This is a genomic window from Streptomyces sp. NPDC031418, from assembly GCF_055581605.1.
The window spans coordinates 1-22,729 of record NZ_JBVIJC010000034.1; the positions used below are offsets into that span (position 1 = coordinate 1).

Sequence of the window (22,729 nt, forward strand, 5' to 3'; positions counted from 1 at the left end):
GAGGACTCCACCGCGGTGGTGAGCTGCGAGACGGCCGTTCCGCTCGCGGGCACCTCCAGCCGGATGGTCATCGAGTAGGAGACGCTGGGCGCCGTTGCCATGGCCGACTTCCTCTGCTTTCACCGTGTCGCGAGATTGTGCCGTCCGATCGTCGCACCTACCGCTCAGTACGCGGTAGCCGTCCAGGATTGCGGACGTTGTGTTCACGGCTGCCGCTCGGCGGGTGCGCGATTCCCTTGGGGCTTCCCGGTGGTTTCGGAAAACCACTTCCACCATACGAGAGACGATCAGACAAAGAAAGAGACCCACGTCACAACCGAAGGTTGGGAACGTGGGCCTCTCTCCACGTAGGTGGCACCGACCCGCCATGCTCGCCTCGCGGCAAGTGGTCCCTCGCAGGGACGAAGGTTGGGCCCGGGGGCTTGGATCGAGCCGGTGCCGCATCCAGGCTAACAAACGGATGCCGGAAGCCCATTCCCCTCCGCGGAGTTCAGTCCCGCAGCAGGTCCGGCACCCCGTCCGCGTCCGGCTCGTCCCGCTCGCCGGAGACGACCGTCAGCTGCTGGGTCGCCCGGGTCAGCGCCACGTACAGCACGCGCAGCCCGGCCGGCGACTCGTCGGCGATCTCCGCGGGCGACACGACGACCGTCGCGTCGTACTCCAGCCCCTTGGCCTCCAGGCTGCCGAGCGCCACCACCCGGTCGCCGAGCCCGGCCAGCCAGCGCCGGGCCTCCTCGCGCCGGTTCATCGCGACGACGACGCCGACCGTGCCGTCCACCAGCTCCAGCAGCCGCTCCGCCTCGGCCCGCACGGTCCGGGCGAGCGACTCCCCCACGACCGCGAACCGCGGCTGCACCCCGGTGGACCGTACGGCGCTGGGCGACTCGGAGCCCGGCATGGCGAGCGCGAGCACCTTGGCGGCCAGCTCGGCGATCTCGGCCGGGTTGCGGTAGTTCACGGTGAGCTGGAAGCGGCGCCGGGGCCGGCTGCCGAGGGCCTCGTCGCGCGCCTCGGCCGCCTCGTCCGGGTCGGACCAGGAGGACTGGGCCGGGTCGCCGACCACGGTCCAGGTGGCGTGCCGGCCGCGGCGGCCGACCATGCGCCACTGCATCGGGGTCAGGTCCTGCGCCTCGTCCACGATGACGTGCGCGTACTCGGTGCGCTCCTGCGCCAGCCGCTCGGCCCGCTCCCGCTGCGACTCCTCGCGCACCGGCATCAGCTCCTCCAGGCCGGTGAGCTGGTCCAGCGGATCCAGCTCGCGCCGCTTCCTCGGGCGGGCCGGGGCGCCGAGGATCGCCTGGAGCTCGTCCAGCATGGCGATGTCGTGCACGGAGTAGCCGTCCCGCTTCAGCGAGCGGGCGACCTTGCGCACCTCCCCCGGGTTCAGGATCCGCCGGGCCCAGCGGCCGAGCCGCCTCTCGTCGGCCATGGCGGCGAGCACCCCCTTCGGGGTCAGCTCGGGCCACCAGGCGTCGAGGAAGGCGAGGAAGGAGTCCTCGGTGGTGACGTCCTCGTCGAAGGAGGAGCGCAGCTCGGCGGCCAGCTCCGGGTCGGTGTGCCGGGTGGCGGCGCCCGACGCGGCCCACAGGGCGTCCAGCAGCAGCTTGCGGGCGCGCGGCCGGAGCAGGTTGACGGGCGCGGTGCCGCCGAGGGCCGTACGGCGGATACGTTCCAGCTCCGCCGCCTCCAGTTCGAGGCGGCGCCCGAAGGCGACGACCCGCAGCCGGGTGGGCGGCCCGGCGGCCGGCTCGCCGCTCGCCGGCCCCAGCTCCAGGGCGCCCCGGGCGGCCTTGCGCAGCACCTTCAGCATCCGGTACGAGCCCTTGGCGCGGGCCACGGACGGGGAGTCGTACAGCGTCGCCTCGGCCCCGTCGACCAGCGAGCCGATGGCGCGGATGGCCACCTGGCCCTCCTCGCCGAGCGAGGGCAGCACGCCCTCGGTGTAGGCGACCAGCAGCGGGGTCGGGGAGACGATCAGGATGCCGCCGGCGTACCGCCGTCTGTCCTGGTAGAGCAGATAGGCGGCCCGGTGCAGGGCGACGGCCGTCTTGCCGGTGCCCGGTCCGCCCTCGACCTGGGTGATGGACGCGGCGGGCGCGCGGATGACGAGGTCCTGCTCGGCCTGGATGGAGGAGACGATGTCCCGCATGGTGTGGCTGCGGGCCTGGCCGAGGGCGGCCATCAGGGCGCCGTCGCCGATGACGGGCAGCGTGCTGCCGTCGAGGTAGGCGGTCAGCTCGGGGCGCATCAGGTCGTCCTCGACGCCGAGCACCCGGCGCCCCTTGGACCGGATGACCCGGCGCCGTACGACCCGTCCCGGCGCCACGGGCGTGGAACGGTAGAACGGCGCGGCGGCGGGCGCGCGCCAGTCGATGACCAGCGGCGAGTAGTCCTCGTCGAGGACGCCGATCCGGCCGATGTGCAGGGTCTCGGCGATGTCGGCGGTGTTGTCCTCGCGGACGGCCCCCTCGGCGGGCTCGACCGCCGTGTAGGCCCCGTCGGGACCCTTCTTCCCGTCCTTGCCGAGCAGCAGGTCGATCCGGCCGAACAGGAAGTCCTCGAACTCGTTGTTGAGCCGGTTCAGATGGATGCCGGCCCGGAAGACCTGTGCGTCCCGCTCGGCGAGCGCGCCCGGGGTGCCGACCTGGCCGCGCTTGGCCGCGTCGTTCATCAGGAACTCGGCCTCGTGGATCTTCTCCTCGAGCCGCCGGTACACCCGGTCCAGGTGTTCCTGTTCGACGCTGATCTCTCGGTCACGGACGGAGTCGTGTGCGTCGTGTACCGAGCCGACCGCGGACTGCTGAACCTGAGCGGCCACCGGGCCCCCTTCTGACGTGCTGGGCAGCCGTCAACCGTACGCGAAGAGGGACTGTGAAGGCTACGGGAGCGCAGTTCCCCGGGCCGCCCCGGGGAACTGCCTGCCGCGAACGCGCTAGGCGCCGACCTGCACCAGCTTCTTCCCCTGGAAGGTCACCACCTCGAAGTGGTCGATCTCGTTGGGCTTGAAGGCCGCGGCCCCGCCGATGTACAGCGGCTTCCGCGCCTGCTCCGTCTTGGCGTCGGGGATGCCGTACCCCCAGTCCGGGACGGACCAGGAGGACATGGTGACGCGCTGGCCGTTCTTGGCGACGAGCACCAGGCTGCACTTGAGCGGACCCTTGGCGCCCTTCAGCTCCAGGACCGCCTGGGTGCCCCAGTCCTTGCCCTGCATGCCGACGGTCGCGCTGATGCCGGACGACGGGTCGGTGGCCGACTTCTTCTCGGGCATGGCCTCGAAGGTGGTCTGCGGCGAGGAGGCCGCGACCTGTCCGCCCCCGTCGGAGCCGCTGTTCACGGCGACAGCGGCCAGCGGCCCGGCGATGATCAGCGCCGCCGCGGCCGCGACCATGTAGAAGCTGCGCCGCCGCTTGCGCGCACGGTGCTCGGCGACCTCGTCGACCAGCCGCTCCACCAGCCGTGGACTGGGCCTGGCGGACAGCGACTCGCCGATCGCCGGGGTGCTCCCGGAGCCGGGCAGGTCGGCCAGCGCGGCCAGCATCGGCTCCATGCCGGCCAGCTCGTCCAGCTGCTGGGCGCACCACTCGCAGCCGGCCAGATGCGCCTCGAAAGCGGTTGCCTCGGCGTCGTCGAGAATCCCGAGGGCGTAGGCGCCGACGGTCTCGTGCTCGTTCGGCACCGAAGATCCCGAACTGGGGTTCATAGGCCCAGGCATACCCGGACCACCTGCACCGAATCCCTGCATTCCCCCGTATCCGCTGCTGCTCATCACGCCGTCACCCCCCGCTCTTCCAGTGCCAGCTTCATCGACCGCAGGGCGTAGAACACCCGGGAGCGCACCGTGCCGCTGGGGATACCCAGCGTCTCGGCCGCCTCATTGACCGTACGCCCTTTGAAGTACGTCTCGACGAGAACCTCCCGGTGGGCAGGGGTCAGGTCGTCGAGTGCGTCCGACAGCGTCATCAGCCACAGCGCCTTGTCGATCTCGTCCTCCGCGGGGATGACCTCCAGCGGCGACGGATCGACCTCCTGCGGCCGGGCCTGCCGGCTGCGGTGGCCGTCGATGACGATGCGACGCGCGACCGTCACCAGCCAGGGGCGTACCGAACCGGTCGCCCGATTGAGCTGACCGGCGTTCTTCCAGGCACGGATGAGCGTTTCCTGTACGACGTCCTCGGCCCGCTGCCGGTCACCGGCGACCAGCCGCAGGACATACGCGAGCAAGGGGCCGGCGTGCTCCCGGTACAGCGCGCGCATCAGCTCCTCGTCAGGTTCCGAGGGCTGTGAGGGCTGTGAGGACATGCGATGTCGGGCCCTCGATCCACGTTCATTGGCCACGGCCGCATCCTTGCGCACGCCCACCTCCGGTGTCCGGGGGTTCCCCCAGTCATTCGCTCGCCCACCCGTACGGACGGGGGTGGCGCGATGTTCAAAGGGAGGCGGGTGTTTCCTCGAAAACGGCGCGCCGACCGGGACATGCCACCACATTCCCACCACGCCGCCTTCACTTTTCCGACACGCGACCGGAGGGAGGCCCTCCGGTGGATGTCGCGAAGATCACGCGACCGCCGGGCCGGAGGTGCCGGCGGCCCTGCGCCGGTGCCGGGCGACCCGCTCCCGGTTCCCGCACACCTCACTGGAGCACCAGCGCCGCCGACGCCCGCGCGAGGTGTCCAGATAGACCAGCGGACACGCGTCCCCCGCACACTGCCGTACGGCCGCCCGTGCGACGGGGTCGGTGAGCAGCTCGACGGCGTCCCGGGCGAGGAGGGCGAGCAGGGCGGCGCAGCCGGGCGGGGCGGCCAGCTCCCGGCCGAGCGAACCGTCGCACCGGCGCACCGCGCACGGCACGGGGGTCGCGGCACGGGCGGCCTCGTTGACGTACCCGAGGGCGCTTTCGTACGACGCCTCCTCCTCCGGCACCGGCCGCACCAGCCGCCCCACCTGCTCCCGCAACGCCCGGAACTCGCCGACCCAGCCCGGTCCCGCGTGCTCCAGCGAGGTCCCGGCCGGCACCAGCCCGGCCCCGGCGATCCATGCGCGCAGCGCGCCGACACCGTCGAGCCGCTCGACGGGATGATCGGTGGCGAGCAGATCGAGACAGATCCGCCCGGCATCGAACCGCACTGCCATGTGCCTGTCACCACCTCGGCCGAAGCGTGCCGCTCCTCCCCACAGTGCCGCTACGAAGCGACGGCCGGAACCCCTCGGCGCTTCCCGGGCCTCTCAGCCCTCGGGTGAGCCGTATGTCAAGATCCCCGTATGGCAGAGAACGTATTCTTCGACATCACCATCGACGACCAGCCCGCCGGCCGGATCGTCTTCAAGCTGTACGACGAGGACGTCCCGAAGACGGCCCGGAACTTCCGCGAGCTGGCCACGGGCGAGCACGGCTTCGGCTACGAGGGCTCCTCCTTCCACCGCGTCATCCCCCAGTTCATGCTCCAGGGCGGTGACTTCACGCGCGGTGACGGCACCGGCGGCAAGAGCATCTACGGCGAGAAGTTCGCGGACGAGAACTTCACCCACAAGCACACCCGGCCCGGCCTGCTGTCCATGGCCAACGCGGGCAAGAACACCAACGGCTCGCAGTTCTTCATCACCACCGTCGTCACCCCGTGGCTGGACGGCAAGCACGTCGTCTTCGGCGAGGTCGTCGAGGGCATGGAGCTGGTGAAGCAGATCGAGTCGCTGGGCTCGCAGAGCGGCCGGCTGAGCAAGAAGGTCACCATCGCCAAGTCGGGCACGGTCTGATCCGCGCCCGGTGCCGGTGATCGCCCCGGGCCCGGCTCACACGTCCGCGTACTTCGCGTCCGTCGCCGGGTCCAGGGCGAGCCGGTAGCCCCGCTTCACCACGGTCTGGATCAGCTTCGGCGCGCCCAGGGCCGTACGGAGGCGGGCCATCGCCGTCTCCACGGCGTGTTCGTCGCGGCCCGCGCCGGGCAGGGCGCGCAGCAGCTCCGCCCGGGCCACCACCCAGCCCGGCCGCCGGGACAGCGCCCGCAGCAGGGACATCCCCGCCGGGGGCACCGGCTTCAACGCCCCGTCCACCAGGACCGCGTGGCCGCGGATCTCCACCCGGTGCCCGGCGACCGGCAGCGCCCTGGCCCGGGACGGGAGTTCCTGGCACAGCAGCTGCACCAGAGGGCCGAGGCGGAAGCGTTCCGGCTGGACCGTGTCCACGCCCGCCGCCTGGAGCGGAACGGCCGTGACCGGGCCCACGCAGGCCGGCAGGACGTCGTGGCCGAGGGCGGCCAGCAGCTCCTCCAGCAGACCCCGCTTCTCCGCCCGGGAGAGCAGGGAGGCCGCGGCGGGGGCGCTCGTGAAGGTGAGCGCGTCCACCGCGCGGGAGACCGCCGCGTCCAGCAGGCGGTCCAGCGGGGCCAGGTCCTCCGGCGGCATCCAGCGGTACACCGGGACCGGGACCACCTCGGCCCCGCCGGCCCGCAGGGACTCCACGAAGCCGGGCAGCGGCTCGCCGTGCAGCTGTACGGCGATACGGCGGCCGTCCACGCCCTCCTCCAGCAGGCGGTCCAGGACCTCCGCCAGCGACTCCGAGGACGGGGACCACTCCTCCGTGAGGCCGACGGCCCGTATGGCGCCCTTGACCTTGGGGCCGCGGGCCAGCAGCTCGACACCGCGCAGCCGGCCGAGGAGCTGCTCGCCGAGGCCCCAGCCGTCCGCCGCCTCGATCCAGCCGCGGAAGCCGATCGCGGTCGTGGCCACCACCACGTCCGGCGCGTTACCGATGATCTCCTGGGTGGCGGCGAGGAGTTCACCGTCGTCGGCGAGCGGCACGATGCGCAGGGCGGGCGCGTGCAGGACGGCCGCGCCGCGCCGCTGGAGCAGGGCACCCAGCTCGTCGGCCCGGCGCGCGGCGGTGACGCCCACGGTGAATCCCGCGAGCGGCCCGTGCTCCGAGGCTCCGGGGACTCCGGGCGCTCCGGGAGCCGCGGGGTGCTGCTCTTCGTCGTACATGGGGCCTCTCCTAGCTGACCGGCACGGCCGAAATCGAGCCTGTCAACGGCGCGTGACAGGCTCGGTTCGGCTCGATGTCACCGGTGTTACGTCACACGTCGGCGTAGCTGAGCTGCGCCTTCGTCTCCGAGGATGCCTCCGGGGCGGCCGCCGCGGACGCCGTACGGCCGACCGGCCGGCGAAGGTATACGGCCCAGGTCACGGCGAAGCAGACGCCGTAGTAGGCGAGGAAGGCGACGAACGCGCCGGTGCCGGAGCCGTAGGTCAGGAAGGACTGGCGGAAGGCGAGGTTGATGCCGACGCCGCCGAGCGCGCCGACCGCGCCGATCAGCCCCATCGAGGCGCCGGACAGCCGGCGGCCGTACGCCACGGCCTCCTCCCCGGTCAGCCCCTTGGCCAGGGCCTTGTTCTGGAAGATGCCCGGGATCATCTTGAACGTCGAGCCGTTGCCGGTCCCGGTGAGCACGAAGAGCACGACGAACGCGACGACGAACAGCGGCAGCGACCTCTGCACGCTCGCGAGGACCAGGACGGCGGTGGCGGCGGCCATGGCGACATAGTTCCAGAGCGTGATCCTCGCACCGCCGAACCGGTCCGCGAGCCGGCCGCCGAGGGGCCGGACCAGCGAGCCGAGCAGCGGGCCCATGAAGGTCAGATAGGTCGCCTGGAGCGGGGTGCGGCCGAACTGGTTCGTCAGGACCTGGCCGAAGGCGAAGCTGTAGCCGATGAAGGAGCCGAAGGTGCCGATGTAGAGCAGGGACATGATCCAGGTGTGGGCGTCCCTCGCCGCGTCCTTGGCCGCGCCGGTGTCGTTCTTCACCGTCGCCAGGTTGTCCATGAACAGCGCGGCACAGCAGGCGGCCACGACGATCAGCGGGATGTAGATGCCGAGCAGCACGCGCGGACCGCCGCCCGCCCCGATCACGGCCAGCGCCACCAGCTGGATCGCGGCCACGCCGACGTTGCCGCCGCCCGCGTTCAGACCGAGCGCCCAGCCCTTCCTGCGCAGCGGGAAGAAGGCGTTGATGTTGGTCATGGAGGAGGCGAAGTTGCCGCCGCCGATCCCGGCCAGCAGGCCGACCAGCAGGAACGTGCCGAAGGACGTGCCCGGCGTCATGACGGCGAAGGCGGCGACGGTCGGTACGAGCAGCAGGCCGGCCGAGATGATCGTCCAGTTCCGGCCGCCGAAGACGGCGACGGCGAAGGTGTAGGGCACCCGGACGACCGCGCCGACGAGCGTGACCATCGAGGTCAGCAGGAACTTGTCGGCGGGGGTCAGGCCGTACTCGGGGCCCATGAAGAGGACGAGGACGGACCACAGGGTCCAGACCGAGAAGCCGATGTGCTCGGAGAGGACGGAGAACCAGAGGTTGCGGTTCGCGATCCGCGCCCCGGTCGCCTTCCAGAATCCCTCGTCCTCCGGATCCCACCGCTCGATCCAGCGGCCGCTGCGTCGGGTAGGAGCTGGCTCTGTCATCACGCCTCCACGGTGCTGCTCGGGCTGCTGCCACATAGTGACCGAGCCGACGGTAGGGAGGGCTCGTTTCCGCGCTGTGGCTGTGGGTGACCGGAAGGGAACGTTGCTCTCACTCGCCGAGGGCGCCTCCGGTGAGGGCGCCACCGGTGAGGGCGCCGGCCATCACCGCGCGGTCCGCGTCCGGGGTCCAGCCGTCCGCCGGCCGGCGCAGCCACCCCTCCGCCCGGGCGATCTCCGCCGCCGCGCCGCGCAGCGCGTCCAGCCCGGGGTGGACCAGTCCCCTGCGCCACACCAGCGACACCGGGGACAGCGGGACGGGGTCGACCAGCGGTCTGCGGACCGTGCGGGGAAGTGGCGGGAAATCGACCACCGCCAGCACCGGATGCCCGGTCTTGGCCGTGAGCCGCTCGAACTCCTCCTCCCCGACGGCCAGCGGCTGCGGCGGCGCGAGCCGGATGCCGTGCCCGGCGAAGAGCCGGCGGGCCAGATCGGTCCACTCCGGGGTGCGCGGGTTGCCCGCACCGGCGTACACCGTCTCCCCGGCCAGCGCCGCCACCGGCACCGGCTCCCCCGGCGACCCGGCGAGGGGATGGCTCTCGGGCAGGATCACGGCCATCGGCTCGTAGCGCACCGGCTGCTGCTCAAGGCCCGACCGCAGTGCCGGGTCCAGGCCGGCGAAACGGCCGAAGGAGACGTCCAGGCGGCCGGCGAGGAGTTCGGTCGCGGCGCCGGTCAGACCGCTCTCGTAGCGGGCCATCAGCTCGCAGTCCGGGGCGAGTTCACGGGCCCGGTGCAGCACCCGGCGGCCGGTGGCCAGGCCCGGCGAGTTGAGGTCGACCAGCAGCGGGCGGGGCCGGCGGAACGCGGCGAGCAGCTCCTCCTGCGCGGCGAGCACCCCGCGCGCGAGCGGCAGCAGGCGCTCGCCGTCCGCCGTCAGCGTCACCTGCCGGGTGGTGCGCACGAACAGCTCGGCCCCCAGCTCCCGTTCCAGCCGCCGTACATCCCGGCTGAGCGCCTGCTGGGCGACGTACAGCCGGGCCGCCGCCCGGGTGAAGTGCAGCTCCTCGGCGACCGTGACGAAGGCGCGCAGGCGTCGGGGATCGATGTGGTCGGCCATGACGGAGAACGTACAAGCACGGCGATCGACACCACCAGTGCGTGAATCGGCGCCGAGCAGGTGTTGGACCCCTTGATCCACTCCCGGCCAGGGTGGACGCATGCCCCCGCTCATATCCCACGCCCACGGCTACCGCCGGCTCTTCTCCCGCCCCGGCACCCGCGCCTTCACCGCCGGCAACCTCCTCGCCCGCCTGCCCATGGGCATGTTCAGCGTCAGCGCGGTGGTGATGATCGCCGGCTCGCGCGGCTCGTACGCCCTCGCCGGTGCCGTCACCGCGACCGGACTCGCGGCGACCGCGCTGGCCGGGCCGTGGATCGCCCGGCTCGTCGACCGCCACGGGCAGGCCCGGGTCGCCATACCGGCCACCGCCGTCGCCGTGCTCGGCAGTCTCGCCCTGCTGCTGTGCGTGCGGTACGGCGCCCCCGACTGGACCCTGTTCGCCGCCTACGCCCTCACCGCCACCACCCCCAACATCGGCGGTCTGTCCCGCGCCCGCTGGGCCCATCTGCTGGAGCGGGACCCGGACGCCCTGCACACCGCCAACTCCTTCGAACAGGCCGCCGACGAGCTGTGCTTCATGCTCGGCCCGGTGCTCGCGTCCTTTCTGACCGGCACGTTCTTCCCGGAGGCGGGCACCCTCACCGGCGCGGTGCTGCTGCTGGCCGGGATGCTGCTGTTCACCGCGCAGCGGGCCACCGAACCGCCGCCCCGGGCGCGCGCGAAGACGCCGTCACCGCTGCGCGCCCCCGGTATCCGGCCGCTGCTGGCCTGCTGCACGGCCACCGGGGCGGTGTTCGGTTCGATGGAGGTCGTCACCATCGCGTACGCCGACGCGCAGGGGCACCGCGCGGCGGCCGGGGTCGTCCTCGCCCTCCAGGCGGCGGGCTCCTGTGCGGCGGGCCTGCTGTACGGCGCGCTGAAACCGGCCGGGCTGCGGCTGGGGCACTGCCTGGCGGCGATGGCCCTGCTGATGACGCTGCCCTGGGCGGCGGCCGGCCTGACCGGCGCCCTGCCGGTGCTCGCGGTGGCGCTGCTGGTGGCGGGCATGGCGACCGCGCCGACCATGGTGACGACGATGACCCTGGTGCAGACGCGCACCCCGGCCGGCCGGCTCAACGAGGGCATGAGCCTGATGGTGACCGGCCTGCTCACCGGCATCGCCTGCGGCTCGGCGCTGGGCGGCTGGGCGGCCCAGCACACCTCGCCGGGCACCGGCTTCCTCGTCCCGGTCGCGGCGGCGGCCACGGCACTGCTGGTCGGCGCTGCGGCGAAGGCGTAGAGCGGCACACGCCGGCCCCCTGCGTCGAACCGCTTCCGCCATTCCTCACAGACCGGTTGACGCCCCCGCCACCCCCCTCTTACCGTCCTCTGTCGAAGCGCTTCGACGCACACGGTGCCCCGACACACCGCCGGATCGAACGGCATCGACAGACATCGACCAGCACTGACAGGCACCGACCGGCACGAACTGCATCGAACGAGTCCGGCCCACGTAAGGGGTGCGCGTGAAGTTCACCGACGGCTACTGGCTGCTGCGCGAGGGCGTCACCGCCGCCCACCCGGCGCAGGTGCTCGACGTCACCGCGCGGGACGGCACGCTGACGGTGCACGCGCCGGCCCGGCCCGTACGGCACCGCGGCGACCTGCTGAAGGGGCCGGTCCTGACGATCACCGCGCACGCCCCCCTGCCCGGTGTCATCGGCATCACCCTCACCCACTTCGCGGGCGAGCAGCCGCGCGGCCCCGCGTTCGAGGTGCACACCGAGAAGCACACGCCCCAGGTGTCGTACGACGACGAGCACGCCGCCCTCACCTCCGGCGAGCTGTCCGTGCGCTTCGCCCGGACCGGGCCGTGGCGGATGGAGTTCCGGGCCCGCGGCCGCACCCTCACCGCCAGCGGCCCCAAGGGCATGGGCGTCATGCGGGACGCGACCGGCGCCCACTACCTGCGCGAGCAGCTGGGGCTCGGGGTGGGCACCTCGGTGTACGGGCTGGGCGAACGGTTCGGGCCGCTGGTGAAGAACGGGCAGACCGTCGACATCTGGAACGCCGACGGCGGCACGGCCACCGAACAGGCCTACAAGAACGTGCCGTTCTACCTCACCGACGCGGGCTACGGCGTGTTCGTGGACCACCCCGGCAGGGTCTCCTTCGAGGTCGGCTCGGAGACGGTCTCCCAGGTCCAGTTCAGCGCGGAGACCCAGCAGCTCACGTACTACGTCGTCGACGGCCCGAGCCCCCGGGAGATCCTGCGCCGGTACACCGCCCTCACCGGCCGCCCGGCGCTGCCGCCCGCCTGGTCCTTCGGCCTGTGGCTGTCCACGTCCTTCACCACCGCCTACGACGAGGAGACGGTCACCTCCTTCATCGAGGGCATGCGGGAGCGCGAACTGCCGCTGTCCGTCTTCCACTTCGACTGCTTCTGGATGCGCGAGCACCAGTGGTGCGACTTCACCTGGGACGACCGGGTCTTCCCGGACCCGGAGGGCATGCTGGAGCGGCTGCACGAGCGGGGCCTGCGGGTGTCCGTGTGGATCAACCCGTACATCGCCCAGCGCTCCCCGCTGTTCGCCGAGGGCAGGGCGCTCGGGCATCTGCTGCGCCGACCCGACGGAAGCGTGTGGCAGTGGGACCTGTGGCAGCCCGGCATGGCGCTGGTCGACTTCACCTCCCCGGCCGCCCGCGACTGGTACGCGGCCAAGCTGGAGGCGCTGCTCGACCAGGGCGTCGACTGCTTCAAGACCGACTTCGGCGAGCGGGTGCCGCTGGACGTGGCCTGGGCGGACGGCTCGGACCCGGAGCGGATGCACAACTACTACGCCCAGCTGTACAACCGCACGGTCTTCGAGGTGCTGAACAAACACCGCGGGGAGCGGGAGGCGGTGGTCTTCGCCCGCTCGGCGACCGCCGGCGGCCAGCGCTTCCCGGTGCACTGGGGCGGGGACTGCGAGTCGACCTACGAGTCGATGGCCGAGTCGCTGCGCGGCGGACTGTCCCTCGGGCTGTCCGGGTTCGGCTTCTGGTCGCACGACATCGGCGGCTTCGAGGGCACCCCGAGCCCGGAGCTGTTCAAACGGTGGCTCGCCTTCGGCCTGCTCTCCTCGCACAGCCGGCTGCACGGCTCCTCCTCCTACCGGGTGCCCTGGCTGTTCGACGAGGAGTCCGTGGCGGTGCTGCGCCACTTCACCCGGCTCAAGCTGCGGCTGATGCCCTATCTGTACGAGGCCGCCCGCACCGCCCACACCGAGGGGCTGCCGGTGATGCGCGCCATGGTGCTGGAGTTCCCGGACGACCCCGGCTGCGCGCATCTGGAGCGCCAGTACATGCTCGGGCCCGACCTGCTGGTCGCCCCGGTCTTCAGCGACGAGGGAGACGTCTCCTACTACGTGCCCGAGGGCACCTGGACCCACTTCGAGGACGGCCGTACGGTCACCGGTCCGCGCTGGGTGCGCGAGCGGCACGGCTTCCTCAGCGCACCGCTGCTGGTCCGGCCGGGCGCGGTGCTCCCGGTGGGCGCGGTGGCCGACCGGCCCGACTACGACCATGCCGACGGGGTCACCCTGCGGGCCTACGGGCTCGCCCGGGGCGCCCGGGTGACGGTGCCGGTCGGGGACGTGACCTTCACCGTCGTACGCGAGGGCGACACCCTGCGGGCGGCGTGCGGCGATCCGGCGCGGCCGTGGGCGCTGGCGGCCGGGGACCGGTGCGCCGAGGCCCCCGCCGGGACCGGCTTCCTCACGCTGGAGCTGGGCTGATGGTCAGCATCATCGATGTGGCCCGGTACGCGGGGGTCTCGCCGAGCACCGTCTCCTACGCGCTCAGCGGCAAGCGGCCGATCTCCGCCGAGACCCGGCAGCGCGTGCAGCAGGCGGTGCGCGCGCTGGGCTACCACCCGCACGGCGGCGCCCGCGCCCCGGCCGACCACCGCTCGAAGGTGCTGGCCCTGATGGTGCCGTTACGCCCCGGCGTCCCTGTCCCGCCGGCCATGAGCTGCGCGGGGTCGGTCGTCACCACCGCCCGCCGGTACGACCACGACGTGCTGCTCCTCACCCGCGACCAGGGCGAGGCGGGGCTGCTCCGGTTCGCGAAGAACGCGCTGGTGGACGCCCTGATCGTGCTGGACGGGCAGCTGAGCGGCCCCCGGCTGCCGCGGCTGCGCGCCCTGGACGTGCCCACGGTGCTGGTCGGGGTGCCCGCCGAGCCGGCCGGGCTTCCCTGCGTCGACCTGGACTTCGCGGCGGCCGGGGAGCTGTGCGTGGAGCGGCTGGCGGCGCTGGGGCACCGGGTGGTGGCCCTGGTCGGCCCGCCGCCGGAGGTGTACGTACGGCGGGCCGCGTTCGCCCGGCGGGTGGTGCGCGGCTTCACCGCCGCCGCCGACCGCCATGGGCTCGCCTCGCTGGTCCGCCCGTGCGCGGCGAGCCCGGAGGCGGCCCGCGCGGTGGCGGAGCGGCTGCTGCGCGAACAGCCCGCGCTGACCGCCGTCGTGGTCCACAACGAGGCGGTGCTGGGGCCCCTGATCGACGCCTTCGAACAGCTCGGCCTGCGGGTCCCGGCCGACCTGTCGGTCATCGCGGTCTGCCCCGCCGACACCGCCCCGGCCCCGCGTATCCCGGTCACCTCGGTCGACCTGCCCTCGGCCGAACTGGGCGAGCGGGCGGTGGAGTTGCTGATCGCCGAGCCGACGGCCGCCGCCGTACCGGGGGAGACGCTGCTTCCGCCCCGCCTCACGGACCGGGCGAGCACGGCGCCGCGGCCGGTGTGAGGGGCGCGTGCCGTGGCGGGGGCAAGACGAAGGCCCCGTCGCTGTCGAGCGACGGGGCCTTGCCCACATGGGGTACCCCTCGGGAGGGGTTGGTGGAGATGGCGGGAATCGAACCCGCGTCCAACGGTGCGGAACCAGGGCTTCTCCGTGTGCAGTTCGCTGTGCTTTTCTCGGCCCCGGCGATCACGCGAACAAGTCGCCGACGGGCTCAGTCACTGTTTGGTTTCCCTCTTCACCCCGTGACCGGGATCAAGGTTTAGTTCCCTAGCTGATGCCAGGATCCGGGTCGGGAACAGCCCCGGGCTGACACTTCGCAAGTCGCTACTTAGGCAGCGAGGGCGAAGGAATCGCGCTTGGTGTTGGCGATTATTTTTTTCGGCCTGTGGTTTACGAGATCATGGCCGCTTCCTCGACACGCTTCCCCTGCTTCGACAGCCGCTGTCGAAACCGATCATCCCCATGTTGATTTCTCAAGGTGCACACCGGGCGCTGGCGTCCGGTGCTGTAACCATCGTACGGGAACAACGCGGACCCGTGCCAGCGTATTCCCCCCCGGTCGCGCCGGGTCGCGCCGCTAGGCCCGCTGCTTGCGCCGCACCGCCGACATCGCGCGGTCGGCCTCGCGCCGGTCCTGCTTCTCGCGCAGCGTCTGCCGCTTGTCGTACTCCTTCTTGCCCCGGGCCAGCGCGATCTCGACCTTGGCCCGGCCGTCCTTGAAGTACATGGCGAGGGGCACGATCGTGTGGCCCGTCTCCTGCGACTTCGCCTCCAGCTTGTCGATCTCCACGCGGTGCAGCAGCAGCTTGCGCTTGCGGCGGGCGCTGTGGTTGGTCCAGGTGCCCTGGCTGTACTCCGGCACGTGCACGTTGTGCAGCCACGCCTCGTGACCGTCCAGTTGCACGAAGCCGTCGACCAGCGAGGCCCGCCCCTGGCGCAGCGACTTCACCTCGGTGCCCGTGAGGACCAGACCGGCCTCGTAGGTGTCGAGGATGTGGTAGTCGTGCCGCGCCTTCTTGTTCTGCGCGATCAGCTTGCGCCCTTTTTCCTTAGCCATAGTGCCGACCATTTTGGCACCAGGGAGGGGGTGCGAGTACAGCCGATTACGCACGGCACGTCGCCGCTACGACGGGTCGCCGAGCCCGGTGAGGACCGTCTTGGCGCGCCGCACGGCCCCGCCGGCCGCATCCAGGTCGGGGGTGATGCCCCGGCCGTCCACCGCGCGCCCGGACGGGGTGCGGTAGTGGCCGACGGTCAGCTCGGCCACCGCGCCGTCGGGCAGCCGGGTCGGCATCTGGACGGAACCCTTGCCGAAGGTGCGGGAGCCGATCACCACCGCGCGGCCCCGGTCCTGGAGGGCGCCGGTGAGCATCTCGGCCGCGCTCATGGTGCCGCCGTCGACCAGGGTGACCAGCGGCCGGGCGGTGTCGCCGCCGGAGTCGGCGTGCAGGGCGCGCTGGGCGCCGTCGACGTCGTAGGTGGCGACCAGGCCGCCGTCGAGGAACGCGGAGGCGGTCTCCACCGCCTCGGTGACCAGGCCACCGGAGTTGCCGCGCAGGTCGAGGATGATCCCGGCGTCGGCCGGGGCGGACCGGACGGCGGCGCGGACGGCGCTGCCGACGCCCTTGGTGAACGCGGCGATCCGGATGACGGTGACCCCGCCGGGCAGCCGGCGCACGGTCACCGAGTCGGTGGAGAGCCTGGCCCGGTGCAGCGTCTCGGTCCACGCGCGCGTGCCGCGTTGCAGGCCCAGGGTGACGGTCGTACCGGCGGGGGCGTCGTCGCTGTCGCCGCGCAGTAAGGAGACCACCTCGGTGACCGGCCGGCCGTCGACCGTGCTGCCGTCGACGCTGCGCAGCCGGTCCCCCTTGCGGATCCCGGCGGCGGCCGCGGGCGAGCCGGGCTGCACCCGGGTCACCTCGATCCGGCCGTCCCGCTCGCGCCGCGCCCACAGGCCGACGCCGGTGTAGCGGCCGTCGAGGGCCTCCTGGAACTCCTGGTACTCGTCCTGCGAGTAGACGGCGCCCCAGCGGTCTCCGCTGCGGCTGACGGCCCGCTCGGCGGCCTCCATCGGGGAGGTGCCCGCCGCCTTCGCCTCGGCGGCGGCCCTGCGGACGTCCTCGCCCCCGGCCGCCCCCACGGCGTGGGCGGTGGTGCGCCGGGCGGTGGGCCGGTCGGACTCCGGGAAGGAGCCGGTCGCGGCGCCGGCGACCAGGACGCCGGCGAAGACCAAGGTCAGGGCGGCCCCGCGGCGGGTGCGGCGGGGCGGGCAGAACAGGTCGCGGCCTGACATGGCGGTGAGTCTAGGACAACGCGCGGGGCCGCACGGGCGGATACCCGTACGGCCCCGGGGAGTTCCGAGGGGTGTGCGTCACACCTTCAGATACTTGCGCAGCGCGAAGAACGCCGCCAGGGACGGCATCAGGACGCTGGTGGCGAGGATCAGCGGCAGCTTGGTCAACACCGCGTCCCAGCCGACGAAGTTGATGAGCGTGAGCTTGTGGGACAGGGCCATGCCGTGGTCGATGGTGAAGTACCGGCCGACGACCAGGAACACACAGGCGAGGCTGCCGCCGATGAGACCGGCGACGGCCGCCTCCGCGATGAACGGCGCCTGGATGTAGAAGCCCGAGGCACCGACCAGGCGCATGATCCCGGTCTCGCGCCGCCTGCTGAACGCCGAGACCCGCACGGTGTTGACGATCAGCAACAGCGCGACCAGCAGCATCATCGCCATCACACCGAGCGCACCCCGGTTCATCAGGTTCAGCAGCTGGAAGAGGTTGTCCAGGATGCCCTTCTGGTCCTGCACGGACTGCACACCGGGGCGCCCGTTGAACGCGGTCGCGATCACCGCGTACTTCTGCGGGTCCTTCAGCTTGATCCGGTACGACTCCTGCATCTGGTCCGGCGTCAGCGAGCCGGCCAGCGGGGAGTTGCCGAACTGCTCCTTGTAGTGCTTGTACGCCTCGTCCTGCGACTCGTACGCGACCTTCTCGACGATGGTCATCTTGTGCAGGTCGGCGAGGATCTGCTTCTTCTGGTCCTCGGTGACCGCGCCCTTGGCGCAGTTGACGTCCGTCTCGGCGTCGTGCTTGTTGCACAGGAAGATCGAGACGTTGACCTTGTCGTACCAGTACCCCTTCATGGTGCTGACCTGGTCGCTCATCAGCAGTGACCCGCCGAACAGGGCCAGGGACAGGGCGACGGAGACGATGACGGCGAACGTCATCGTCAGATTGCGGCGGAGACCGACTCCGATCTCCGACAGGACGAACTGGGCGCGCATGGCTGCTTCTTCAGGCCTTTCGGGAACAGGGTGCTGCGTGCGGTCAGTGCTGGTAGCCGTAGACGCCGCGGGCCTGGTCGCGGACGAGGCGGCCCTTTTCCAGCTCGATGACGCGCTTGCGCATCTGGTCCACGATGTTCTGGTCGTGCGTCGCCATGATGACGGTGGTGCCCGTCCGGTTGATCCGGTCGAGCAGCTTCATGATGCCGACGGAGGTCTGCGGGTCGAGGTTGCCGGTGGGCTCGTCGGCGATGAGCAGCTTGGGCCGGTTGACGAAGGCCCGCGCGATCGCGACGCGCTGCTGCTCACCACCGGACAGCTCGCCGGGCATCCGGTCCTCCTTGCCGCCCAGGCCGACGAGGTCGAGCACCTGCGGCACGGACTTGCGGATCTCGCCGCGTGACTTGCCGATCACCTCCTGGGCGAAGGCCACGTTCTCCGCGACCGTCTTGTTCGGCAGCAGCCGGAAGTCCTGGAACACGGTCCCCAGCTGGCGGCGCATCTGCGGCACCTTCCAGTTGGAGAGGCGCGCGAGGTCCTTGCCCAGCACGTGCACCTGGCCGTGGCTGCACCGCTCCTCGCGGAGGAGCAGCCGCAGGAAGGTGGACTTTCCGGAGCCGGAGGACCCCACGAGGAAGACGAATTCGCCCTTCTCCACCTCCAGGGAGACATCCCTGAGTGCGGGGCGGGTCTGCTTGGGGTAGACCTTGGAGACGTTGTCGAATCGGATCACGGATGCACCACGGGTCGCCGGGGGTAGATGAGCGTGACCATACGCGAACCGGGTGTGCAAGTGCAGTCGCGGGTTGAGGTTGGACAAGACTTGTGCGTTTTTGTACCGGGGGGCGGGCGGGCGCACGCTCGGCGGGAACCTGGCACAGTGGTAGGGGGAACGTTCTCGTCCCCGTGAGCGTTGTACGTGTGATGGCCGGTGCAAGGAGGGCGAGCGCATGACGTACGACCGGTTGGTGTGCGCGAACTGCGCGGCGCCCGTGAGCGAGGGCCGGTGCCCGGTGTGCCGTGCCAACCGCGAGCGGCTCCAGCAGGAGGGTTTTCTCGCGGGTCTGAACCCGATGGCGCTGATCGCGCTGCTCGCGGTGCTGATCGCCGCGGTGGCGCTGCTGGCGCACCAGACCGCGTAGGACATCCCCCGCAGACACGGGAAGGGCCCGGAGCGCCGAGCTCCGGGCCCTTCTTCTCAGGCGTCGTACGCGCTGCGTGACCGGGTGGCCACGGTCAGGCGGCCGCGCCGCCCCGGCCGCCGGCGAGGCGCGGGAGCACCCGGAAGCCGATACCGCCGGCGATCATCGTCGCGGCGCCGACCAGCAGGAACGTGGTCTCGCCCGCACCGGTCTCGGCGAGCTGCTTGCCCTTGCCCTTGTTGCCCGAGTCCGAGCCGGTGTCGGTGAGGGCCGAGGAGCCCTCCTGCTGCGGCACGTTGTTGTTGCCGCCGCTGCCGCCCTGGGGGCTGTCGTTGTTGCCGCCGGTGCTGGAGCCGCCACCGACGGAGCCGTCCGTGCTGCCGCCGCCGGAGGTGCTGGTGCCGCCGCTGCCGCTGTCGCCGCCGGAGGTGGTGGAGCCACCGCTGTTGCCGGAGCCACCGCTGTTGCCGGAGCCACCGCTGTTGCCGTTGCCACCGCTGTTGCCGTTGCCGCCGCCGTTGCCGGAGCCGCCGCTGTTGCCGTTGCCACCGTCGCTGCTGCCGCCGGAGGCGCTGGAACCGCCGTCGCTGCCGGAGCCGCCGTTGCCGTTGCCACCGCTGTTGCCGTTGCCGCCGTCGGAGGAGCCGCCGTCGGTGCCGCCGGTGATCAGACCGCCGATGGTGGAGTCCGAACCGCCGTTGGAGGAGCCGCCGTCGCTGCTGCCGCCGTCGGAGGAGCCGCCGTCGGTGCCGCCGGTGACCAGACCGCCGATGGTGGAGTCCGAACCGCCGTCGGTGGAGCCGCCGTCGGTGCTGCCACCGTCCGTGCTGCCCCCGTTGGTCGACCCGCCGTCCGTGGAACCACCATCGGTGGAACCGCCGTCCGTGGAGCCACCGTCGGTCGAACCGCCGTCGGTGGAACCGCCGTCGGTGGAACCGCCGTCGGTGGAACCGCCGTCGGTGGAACCGCCGTCGGTGCCGCCGTTCGTGGTGCCGCCGTCGGTGCAGACCGCGATCGGGCAGCCGCCGTCGGTGCCGCCGTTGTCGTTGCCGTTGCCGTCGGCCGAGGCCACTCCGGCGACCATCAGCGAGGCGCCGGCCGCGATCACCGCGCCCGCGGCTATCCGCGCGACCCGGACCCGCGTCTTGTTCGTCATGTGGTTGCTACCCCCAGTAGCTGTTCGTCAATGAGGCGGCGTGCGGGGCTTGCCGTGATCGACGGAGGCAGCTGACGAAGCTCGAGACTGGGTCGAGCGGTTCGTATCCCCCGGTTCACATGCGCCCCGGAAGACACGCATGCCAGCCTCACCCTTCCCATTTTTCAAAGCAACGTCAAGGGCATTGCGGGCGGAATGCCCGATGGGAGGGCTCTTGGGGGGAGTTGAAGCCTGTGAGTGTGATGTAAAACCCAGACAAATGACAACTGCCGCCCGAACAGGCGGCAGTTGTCATGTCGACAAAGTTACTTCTCCTGCTGCTTGCGCCAGCGAATACCGGCCTCCAGGAACCCGTCGATCTCGCCGTTGAAGACGGCCTCCGGGTTGCCGACCTCGTAGTCGGTGCGCAGGTCCTTGACCATCTGGTAGGGGTGCAGCACGTACGAACGCATCTGGTTGCCCCAGGAGTTGCCGCCGTCGCCCTTGAGGGCGTCCATCTTGGCCTGCTCCTCCTGCCGGCGGCGCTCCAGCAGCTTGGCCTGGAGGACGTTCATCGCGGTCGCCTTGTTCTGGATCTGCGAGCGCTCGTTCTGGCAGGAGACCACGATGCCGGTGGGCAGGTGGGTGATGCGGACGGCCGAGTCGGTCGTGTTGACGCCCTGGCCGCCGGGGCCGGAGGAGCGGTACACGTCGATCCGCAGCTCGCTCTCGTCGATCTCGACGTGGTCGGACTGCTCGACGACGGGGAGCACCTCGACACCGGCGAAGGAGGTCTGCCGGCGGCCCTGGTTGTCGTACGGCGAGATGCGCACGAGGCGGTGGGTGCCCTGCTCGACGGAGAGGGTGCCGTAGGCGTAGGGCGCCTGGACGGCGAAGGTGGTCGACTTGATGCCGGCCTCTTCGGCGTACGACGTCTCGATCAGCTCGGTCTTGTAGCCGCGCTGCTCGGCCCAGCGCAGGTACATGCGCTGGAGCTTCTCGGCGAAGTCGGCGGCGTCGACGCCACCGGCCTCGGCGCGGATGTTGACGAGCGCCTCGCGGGAGTCGTACTCGCCGGACAGGAGGGTACGGACCTCCATCTCGTCCAGCGCCTTCTTCACGGAGGCCAGCTCGGACTCGGCCTCGGCGCGGGTGTCCGGGTCGTCCTCCTCCTCGGCCATCTCGAAGAGCACGGCGAGATCGTCGATCCGCCCGCGCAGCGCCTCCGCCTTCCTGACCTCGGCCTGGAGGTGGGAGAGCTTGCTGGTGATCTTCTGCGCCTCGTCCGGGTTGTCCCACAGGGACGGCGCGGCCGCCTGCTCCTCGAGCACGGCGATGTCTGCCCTCATCTTGTCGAGGTCCAGGACGGCCTCGATCGACTCCATGGTCGAGGAGAGGGACTTCAGCTCTTCGGATACATCGACGACTGCCACGCCTCCAGCGTAACGGCTCCGCCGGGCGCAAAGGGCAGAGTGTCCCTCCTCACCCCGGGCTCCGCCGCCGGACACGCGTTCCCCGGGAGCGCGCGGGGCCTACGGGGCCGAGGTGCTGTGCGGGGAGGGGGCTGGGTGGTCGCTGTCGCCGGAGGAGGCCCACCAGGCGCCCACGCCGACCACGGCCGCCACGGCGACTCCGGCCACGCTCACGGTGATCCGGCGGCGGCGTACCGTCGCCCGGTGCTTGGCCGAGCCCGGGCGGGGCGCGCCGGACGCGCGCGGGGCGCGGGCCGTGCCGTGGGCGCCGCCGGCCAGCTCGTCCGGCCCCGGCACCCGCATCGACGTGTGGGTGTCCCGGTTGGAGTCCGGCCGGGCGCCGGGCACCAGGGAGACCGCGCCCCGGCGCCGTACCGGCTCACCGCCCGGCGGCGCGGCGGGCGCCTGCTCCTCGGCGGCCTCCTCGGACGGCTCCGGCTCGTCCACGTCCAGCGGCGGCAGCCCGGCGAGGGTGGGCAGCTGCTCCCGCAGCCGCGCCGCCAGCTCGGAGGCGCGCAGCCGGGAGGCGGGCGCCTTGGCCAGGCACTGCACGAGCAGCTGCCACAGCTCCTCGGGGATGCCGGGCAGCGGTACGACGGTCTCGGTGACGTGCCGGCGCAGCACCGCGCCCGGGTGGCCGCCGCCGAAGGGCGTGAAGCCGGCCAGCAGCTCGTACAGGACGGTGGCGAGGGCGTAGATGTCGACGGAGGCGCGCGGGGGCAGGCCCTCCACGATCTCCGGGGCGAGATAGTCCGGGGTGCCGATGATCTTCGTGGCCCGGGTCCGCTTCGGCGAGTCGATCAGCTTGGCGACGCCGAAGTCCGTGAGCAGGGCGGGGTGGGCGCCGCCGGGCCCCAGCGGGCCCTGCATGTCCAGCAGGACGTTCTCGGGCTTCACGTCCCGGTGCACGACCCCGGCCTTGTGGGCGACGGCCAGCGCGTCGGCGACGTCGGCGACGATCGCCACGGCCGCCGCGGGGGCGAGCCGCCGCTCGCGCTCCAGCCGGGTGCGCAGATCGGTGCCGCGGACCAGGTCCATGACGAGTGCGAGGTCGTTGCCGTCGACCACCAGGTCGCGCACGGAGACGATGTGCGGGTGCTCCAGACCGAGCAGCGCGGTGCGCTCCTGGACGAAGCGGCTCACCAGCTCCTGGTCGGAGGCGAGGTCCTCGCGCAGCAGCTTGATGGCGACGGGCCCCTCGGGCCCCTCGCCCAGCCACACCGTGCCGGCGCTGCCCCGCCCCAGGATCTGGTTGGCGGTGTACCGGCTGCCGATCTTCCGTGCCAAGACTGCTCCTACCGACGCGTGTTGTCGCTAAAACTACGCGTCCGGGGAGCCAACCTTCACCGCGGAGACGGAA

The 22,729-nt window shown here is 72.0% G+C and carries 19 protein-coding genes and 1 other RNA gene; 5 read left to right on the forward strand and 15 right to left on the reverse strand.

Features of this window, described 5'->3' with window-relative positions:
• Positions 1 to 490: 490 nt before the first annotated feature.
• From ACZ5CZ_RS35705 to ACZ5CZ_RS35720, 4 genes are all read right to left on the reverse strand, one after another.
• A complete protein-coding gene (locus tag ACZ5CZ_RS35705; protein WP_468948872.1) occupies positions 491 to 2,818 on the reverse strand; it encodes a HelD family protein in 2,328 nt (775 codons plus the stop codon).
• Positions 2,819 to 2,932: 114 nt separating this feature from the next.
• Positions 2,933 to 3,700, reverse strand: coding sequence for an anti-sigma factor family protein (locus ACZ5CZ_RS35710; protein ID WP_385847371.1), 768 nt, complete (start codon positions 3,698 to 3,700; stop codon positions 2,933 to 2,935).
• A 65-nt stretch (positions 3,701 to 3,765) separates the two neighbouring features.
• On the reverse strand, positions 3,766 to 4,359 hold the full coding sequence (locus ACZ5CZ_RS35715; protein ID WP_385847370.1) for a sigma-70 family RNA polymerase sigma factor: 594 nt from the start codon (positions 4,357 to 4,359) through the stop codon (positions 3,766 to 3,768).
• A 195-nt stretch (positions 4,360 to 4,554) separates the two neighbouring features.
• Positions 4,555 to 5,130: a CGNR zinc finger domain-containing protein gene (locus ACZ5CZ_RS35720; RefSeq protein WP_468948874.1), complete on the reverse strand. Its 576-nt coding sequence runs from the start codon at positions 5,128 to 5,130 to the stop codon at positions 4,555 to 4,557.
• Between the two features lie 129 nt (positions 5,131 to 5,259).
• On the opposite strand from ACZ5CZ_RS35720, the gene ACZ5CZ_RS35725 reads away from it, so the two are divergent.
• Positions 5,260 to 5,751, forward strand: coding sequence for a peptidylprolyl isomerase (locus tag ACZ5CZ_RS35725; RefSeq protein WP_468948876.1), 492 nt, complete (start codon positions 5,260 to 5,262; stop codon positions 5,749 to 5,751).
• Between the two features lie 36 nt (positions 5,752 to 5,787).
• On the opposite strand, the gene ACZ5CZ_RS35730 is transcribed toward ACZ5CZ_RS35725, so the two are convergent.
• From ACZ5CZ_RS35730 to ACZ5CZ_RS35740, 3 genes are all read right to left on the reverse strand, one after another.
• A complete protein-coding gene (locus ACZ5CZ_RS35730; protein ID WP_468948878.1) occupies positions 5,788 to 6,975 on the reverse strand; it encodes a uroporphyrinogen-III synthase in 1,188 nt (395 codons plus the stop codon).
• Positions 6,976 to 7,066: 91 nt separating this feature from the next.
• Entirely contained in the window at positions 7,067 to 8,452 is a 1,386-nt protein-coding gene (locus ACZ5CZ_RS35735) for a nitrate/nitrite transporter (RefSeq protein WP_385847366.1), read from the reverse strand.
• A gap of 109 nt (positions 8,453 to 8,561) precedes the next feature.
• A complete protein-coding gene (locus ACZ5CZ_RS35740; protein WP_468948880.1) occupies positions 8,562 to 9,569 on the reverse strand; it encodes a LysR family transcriptional regulator in 1,008 nt (335 codons plus the stop codon).
• Positions 9,570 to 9,669: 100 nt separating this feature from the next.
• On the opposite strand from ACZ5CZ_RS35740, the gene ACZ5CZ_RS35745 reads away from it, so the two are divergent.
• The 3 genes from ACZ5CZ_RS35745 to ACZ5CZ_RS35755 all read left to right on the forward strand — a co-directional run bounded on the left by ACZ5CZ_RS35745 (position 9,670) and on the right by ACZ5CZ_RS35755 (position 14,334).
• Complete coding sequence (locus tag ACZ5CZ_RS35745) at positions 9,670 to 10,851, forward strand: MFS transporter (RefSeq protein WP_468948882.1); 1,182 nt, start codon at positions 9,670 to 9,672, stop codon at positions 10,849 to 10,851.
• A gap of 226 nt (positions 10,852 to 11,077) precedes the next feature.
• A complete protein-coding gene (gene yicI / locus ACZ5CZ_RS35750) occupies positions 11,078 to 13,327 on the forward strand; it encodes an alpha-xylosidase (RefSeq protein ID WP_468948884.1) in 2,250 nt (749 codons plus the stop codon).
• Positions 13,327 to 14,334 (forward strand): LacI family DNA-binding transcriptional regulator, encoded by a 1,008-nt coding sequence (locus tag ACZ5CZ_RS35755; protein WP_468948886.1) that lies wholly within the window; start codon positions 13,327 to 13,329, stop codon positions 14,332 to 14,334. Before yicI ends, ACZ5CZ_RS35755 begins: the two co-directional genes overlap by 1 nt.
• A 90-nt stretch (positions 14,335 to 14,424) precedes the next feature.
• Here the strand turns inward: ACZ5CZ_RS35755 and ssrA are convergent.
• The 5 genes from ssrA to ftsE form a co-directional block, all read right to left on the reverse strand.
• Positions 14,425 to 14,793: a transfer-messenger RNA gene (ssrA, locus tag ACZ5CZ_RS35760) on the reverse strand.
• A gap of 115 nt (positions 14,794 to 14,908) precedes the next feature.
• Positions 14,909 to 15,388: an SsrA-binding protein SmpB gene (smpB, locus tag ACZ5CZ_RS35765; RefSeq protein WP_385847361.1), complete on the reverse strand. Its 480-nt coding sequence runs from the start codon at positions 15,386 to 15,388 to the stop codon at positions 14,909 to 14,911.
• A gap of 66 nt (positions 15,389 to 15,454) precedes the next feature.
• Entirely contained in the window at positions 15,455 to 16,624 is a 1,170-nt protein-coding gene (locus tag ACZ5CZ_RS35770) for a S41 family peptidase (RefSeq protein ID WP_468948888.1), read from the reverse strand.
• A 78-nt stretch (positions 16,625 to 16,702) separates the two neighbouring features.
• The gene (gene ftsX / locus ACZ5CZ_RS35775; RefSeq protein WP_385847359.1) at positions 16,703 to 17,620 is read right to left on the reverse strand and encodes a permease-like cell division protein FtsX; all 918 of its coding nucleotides are present in this window, start codon (positions 17,618 to 17,620) and stop codon (positions 16,703 to 16,705) included.
• A gap of 43 nt (positions 17,621 to 17,663) precedes the next feature.
• The gene (ftsE, locus tag ACZ5CZ_RS35780) at positions 17,664 to 18,353 is read right to left on the reverse strand and encodes a cell division ATP-binding protein FtsE (protein WP_363213874.1); all 690 of its coding nucleotides are present in this window, start codon (positions 18,351 to 18,353) and stop codon (positions 17,664 to 17,666) included.
• Positions 18,354 to 18,570: 217 nt separating this feature from the next.
• Between ftsE and ACZ5CZ_RS35785 the strand changes: the two genes are divergently transcribed.
• Complete coding sequence (locus tag ACZ5CZ_RS35785; protein ID WP_100826534.1) at positions 18,571 to 18,762, forward strand: hypothetical protein; 192 nt, start codon at positions 18,571 to 18,573, stop codon at positions 18,760 to 18,762.
• Positions 18,763 to 18,856: 94 nt separating this feature from the next.
• Here ACZ5CZ_RS35785 and ACZ5CZ_RS35790 read toward each other — a convergent pair whose 3' ends face one another.
• The 3 genes from ACZ5CZ_RS35790 to ACZ5CZ_RS35800 form a co-directional block, all read right to left on the reverse strand.
• The gene (locus ACZ5CZ_RS35790; RefSeq protein ID WP_468948891.1) at positions 18,857 to 19,918 is read right to left on the reverse strand and encodes an LPXTG cell wall anchor domain-containing protein; all 1,062 of its coding nucleotides are present in this window, start codon (positions 19,916 to 19,918) and stop codon (positions 18,857 to 18,859) included.
• A 305-nt stretch (positions 19,919 to 20,223) separates the two neighbouring features.
• Positions 20,224 to 21,330 carry a peptide chain release factor 2 gene (prfB, locus tag ACZ5CZ_RS35795; RefSeq protein WP_385847357.1) on the reverse strand — a complete coding sequence of 369 codons (1,107 nt, stop codon included), beginning with the start codon at positions 21,328 to 21,330 and terminating at the stop codon, positions 20,224 to 20,226.
• Positions 21,331 to 21,429: 99 nt separating this feature from the next.
• On the reverse strand, positions 21,430 to 22,656 hold the full coding sequence (locus tag ACZ5CZ_RS35800) for a serine/threonine-protein kinase (protein WP_385847356.1): 1,227 nt from the start codon (positions 22,654 to 22,656) through the stop codon (positions 21,430 to 21,432).
• Positions 22,657 to 22,729: the final 73 nt, after the last annotated feature.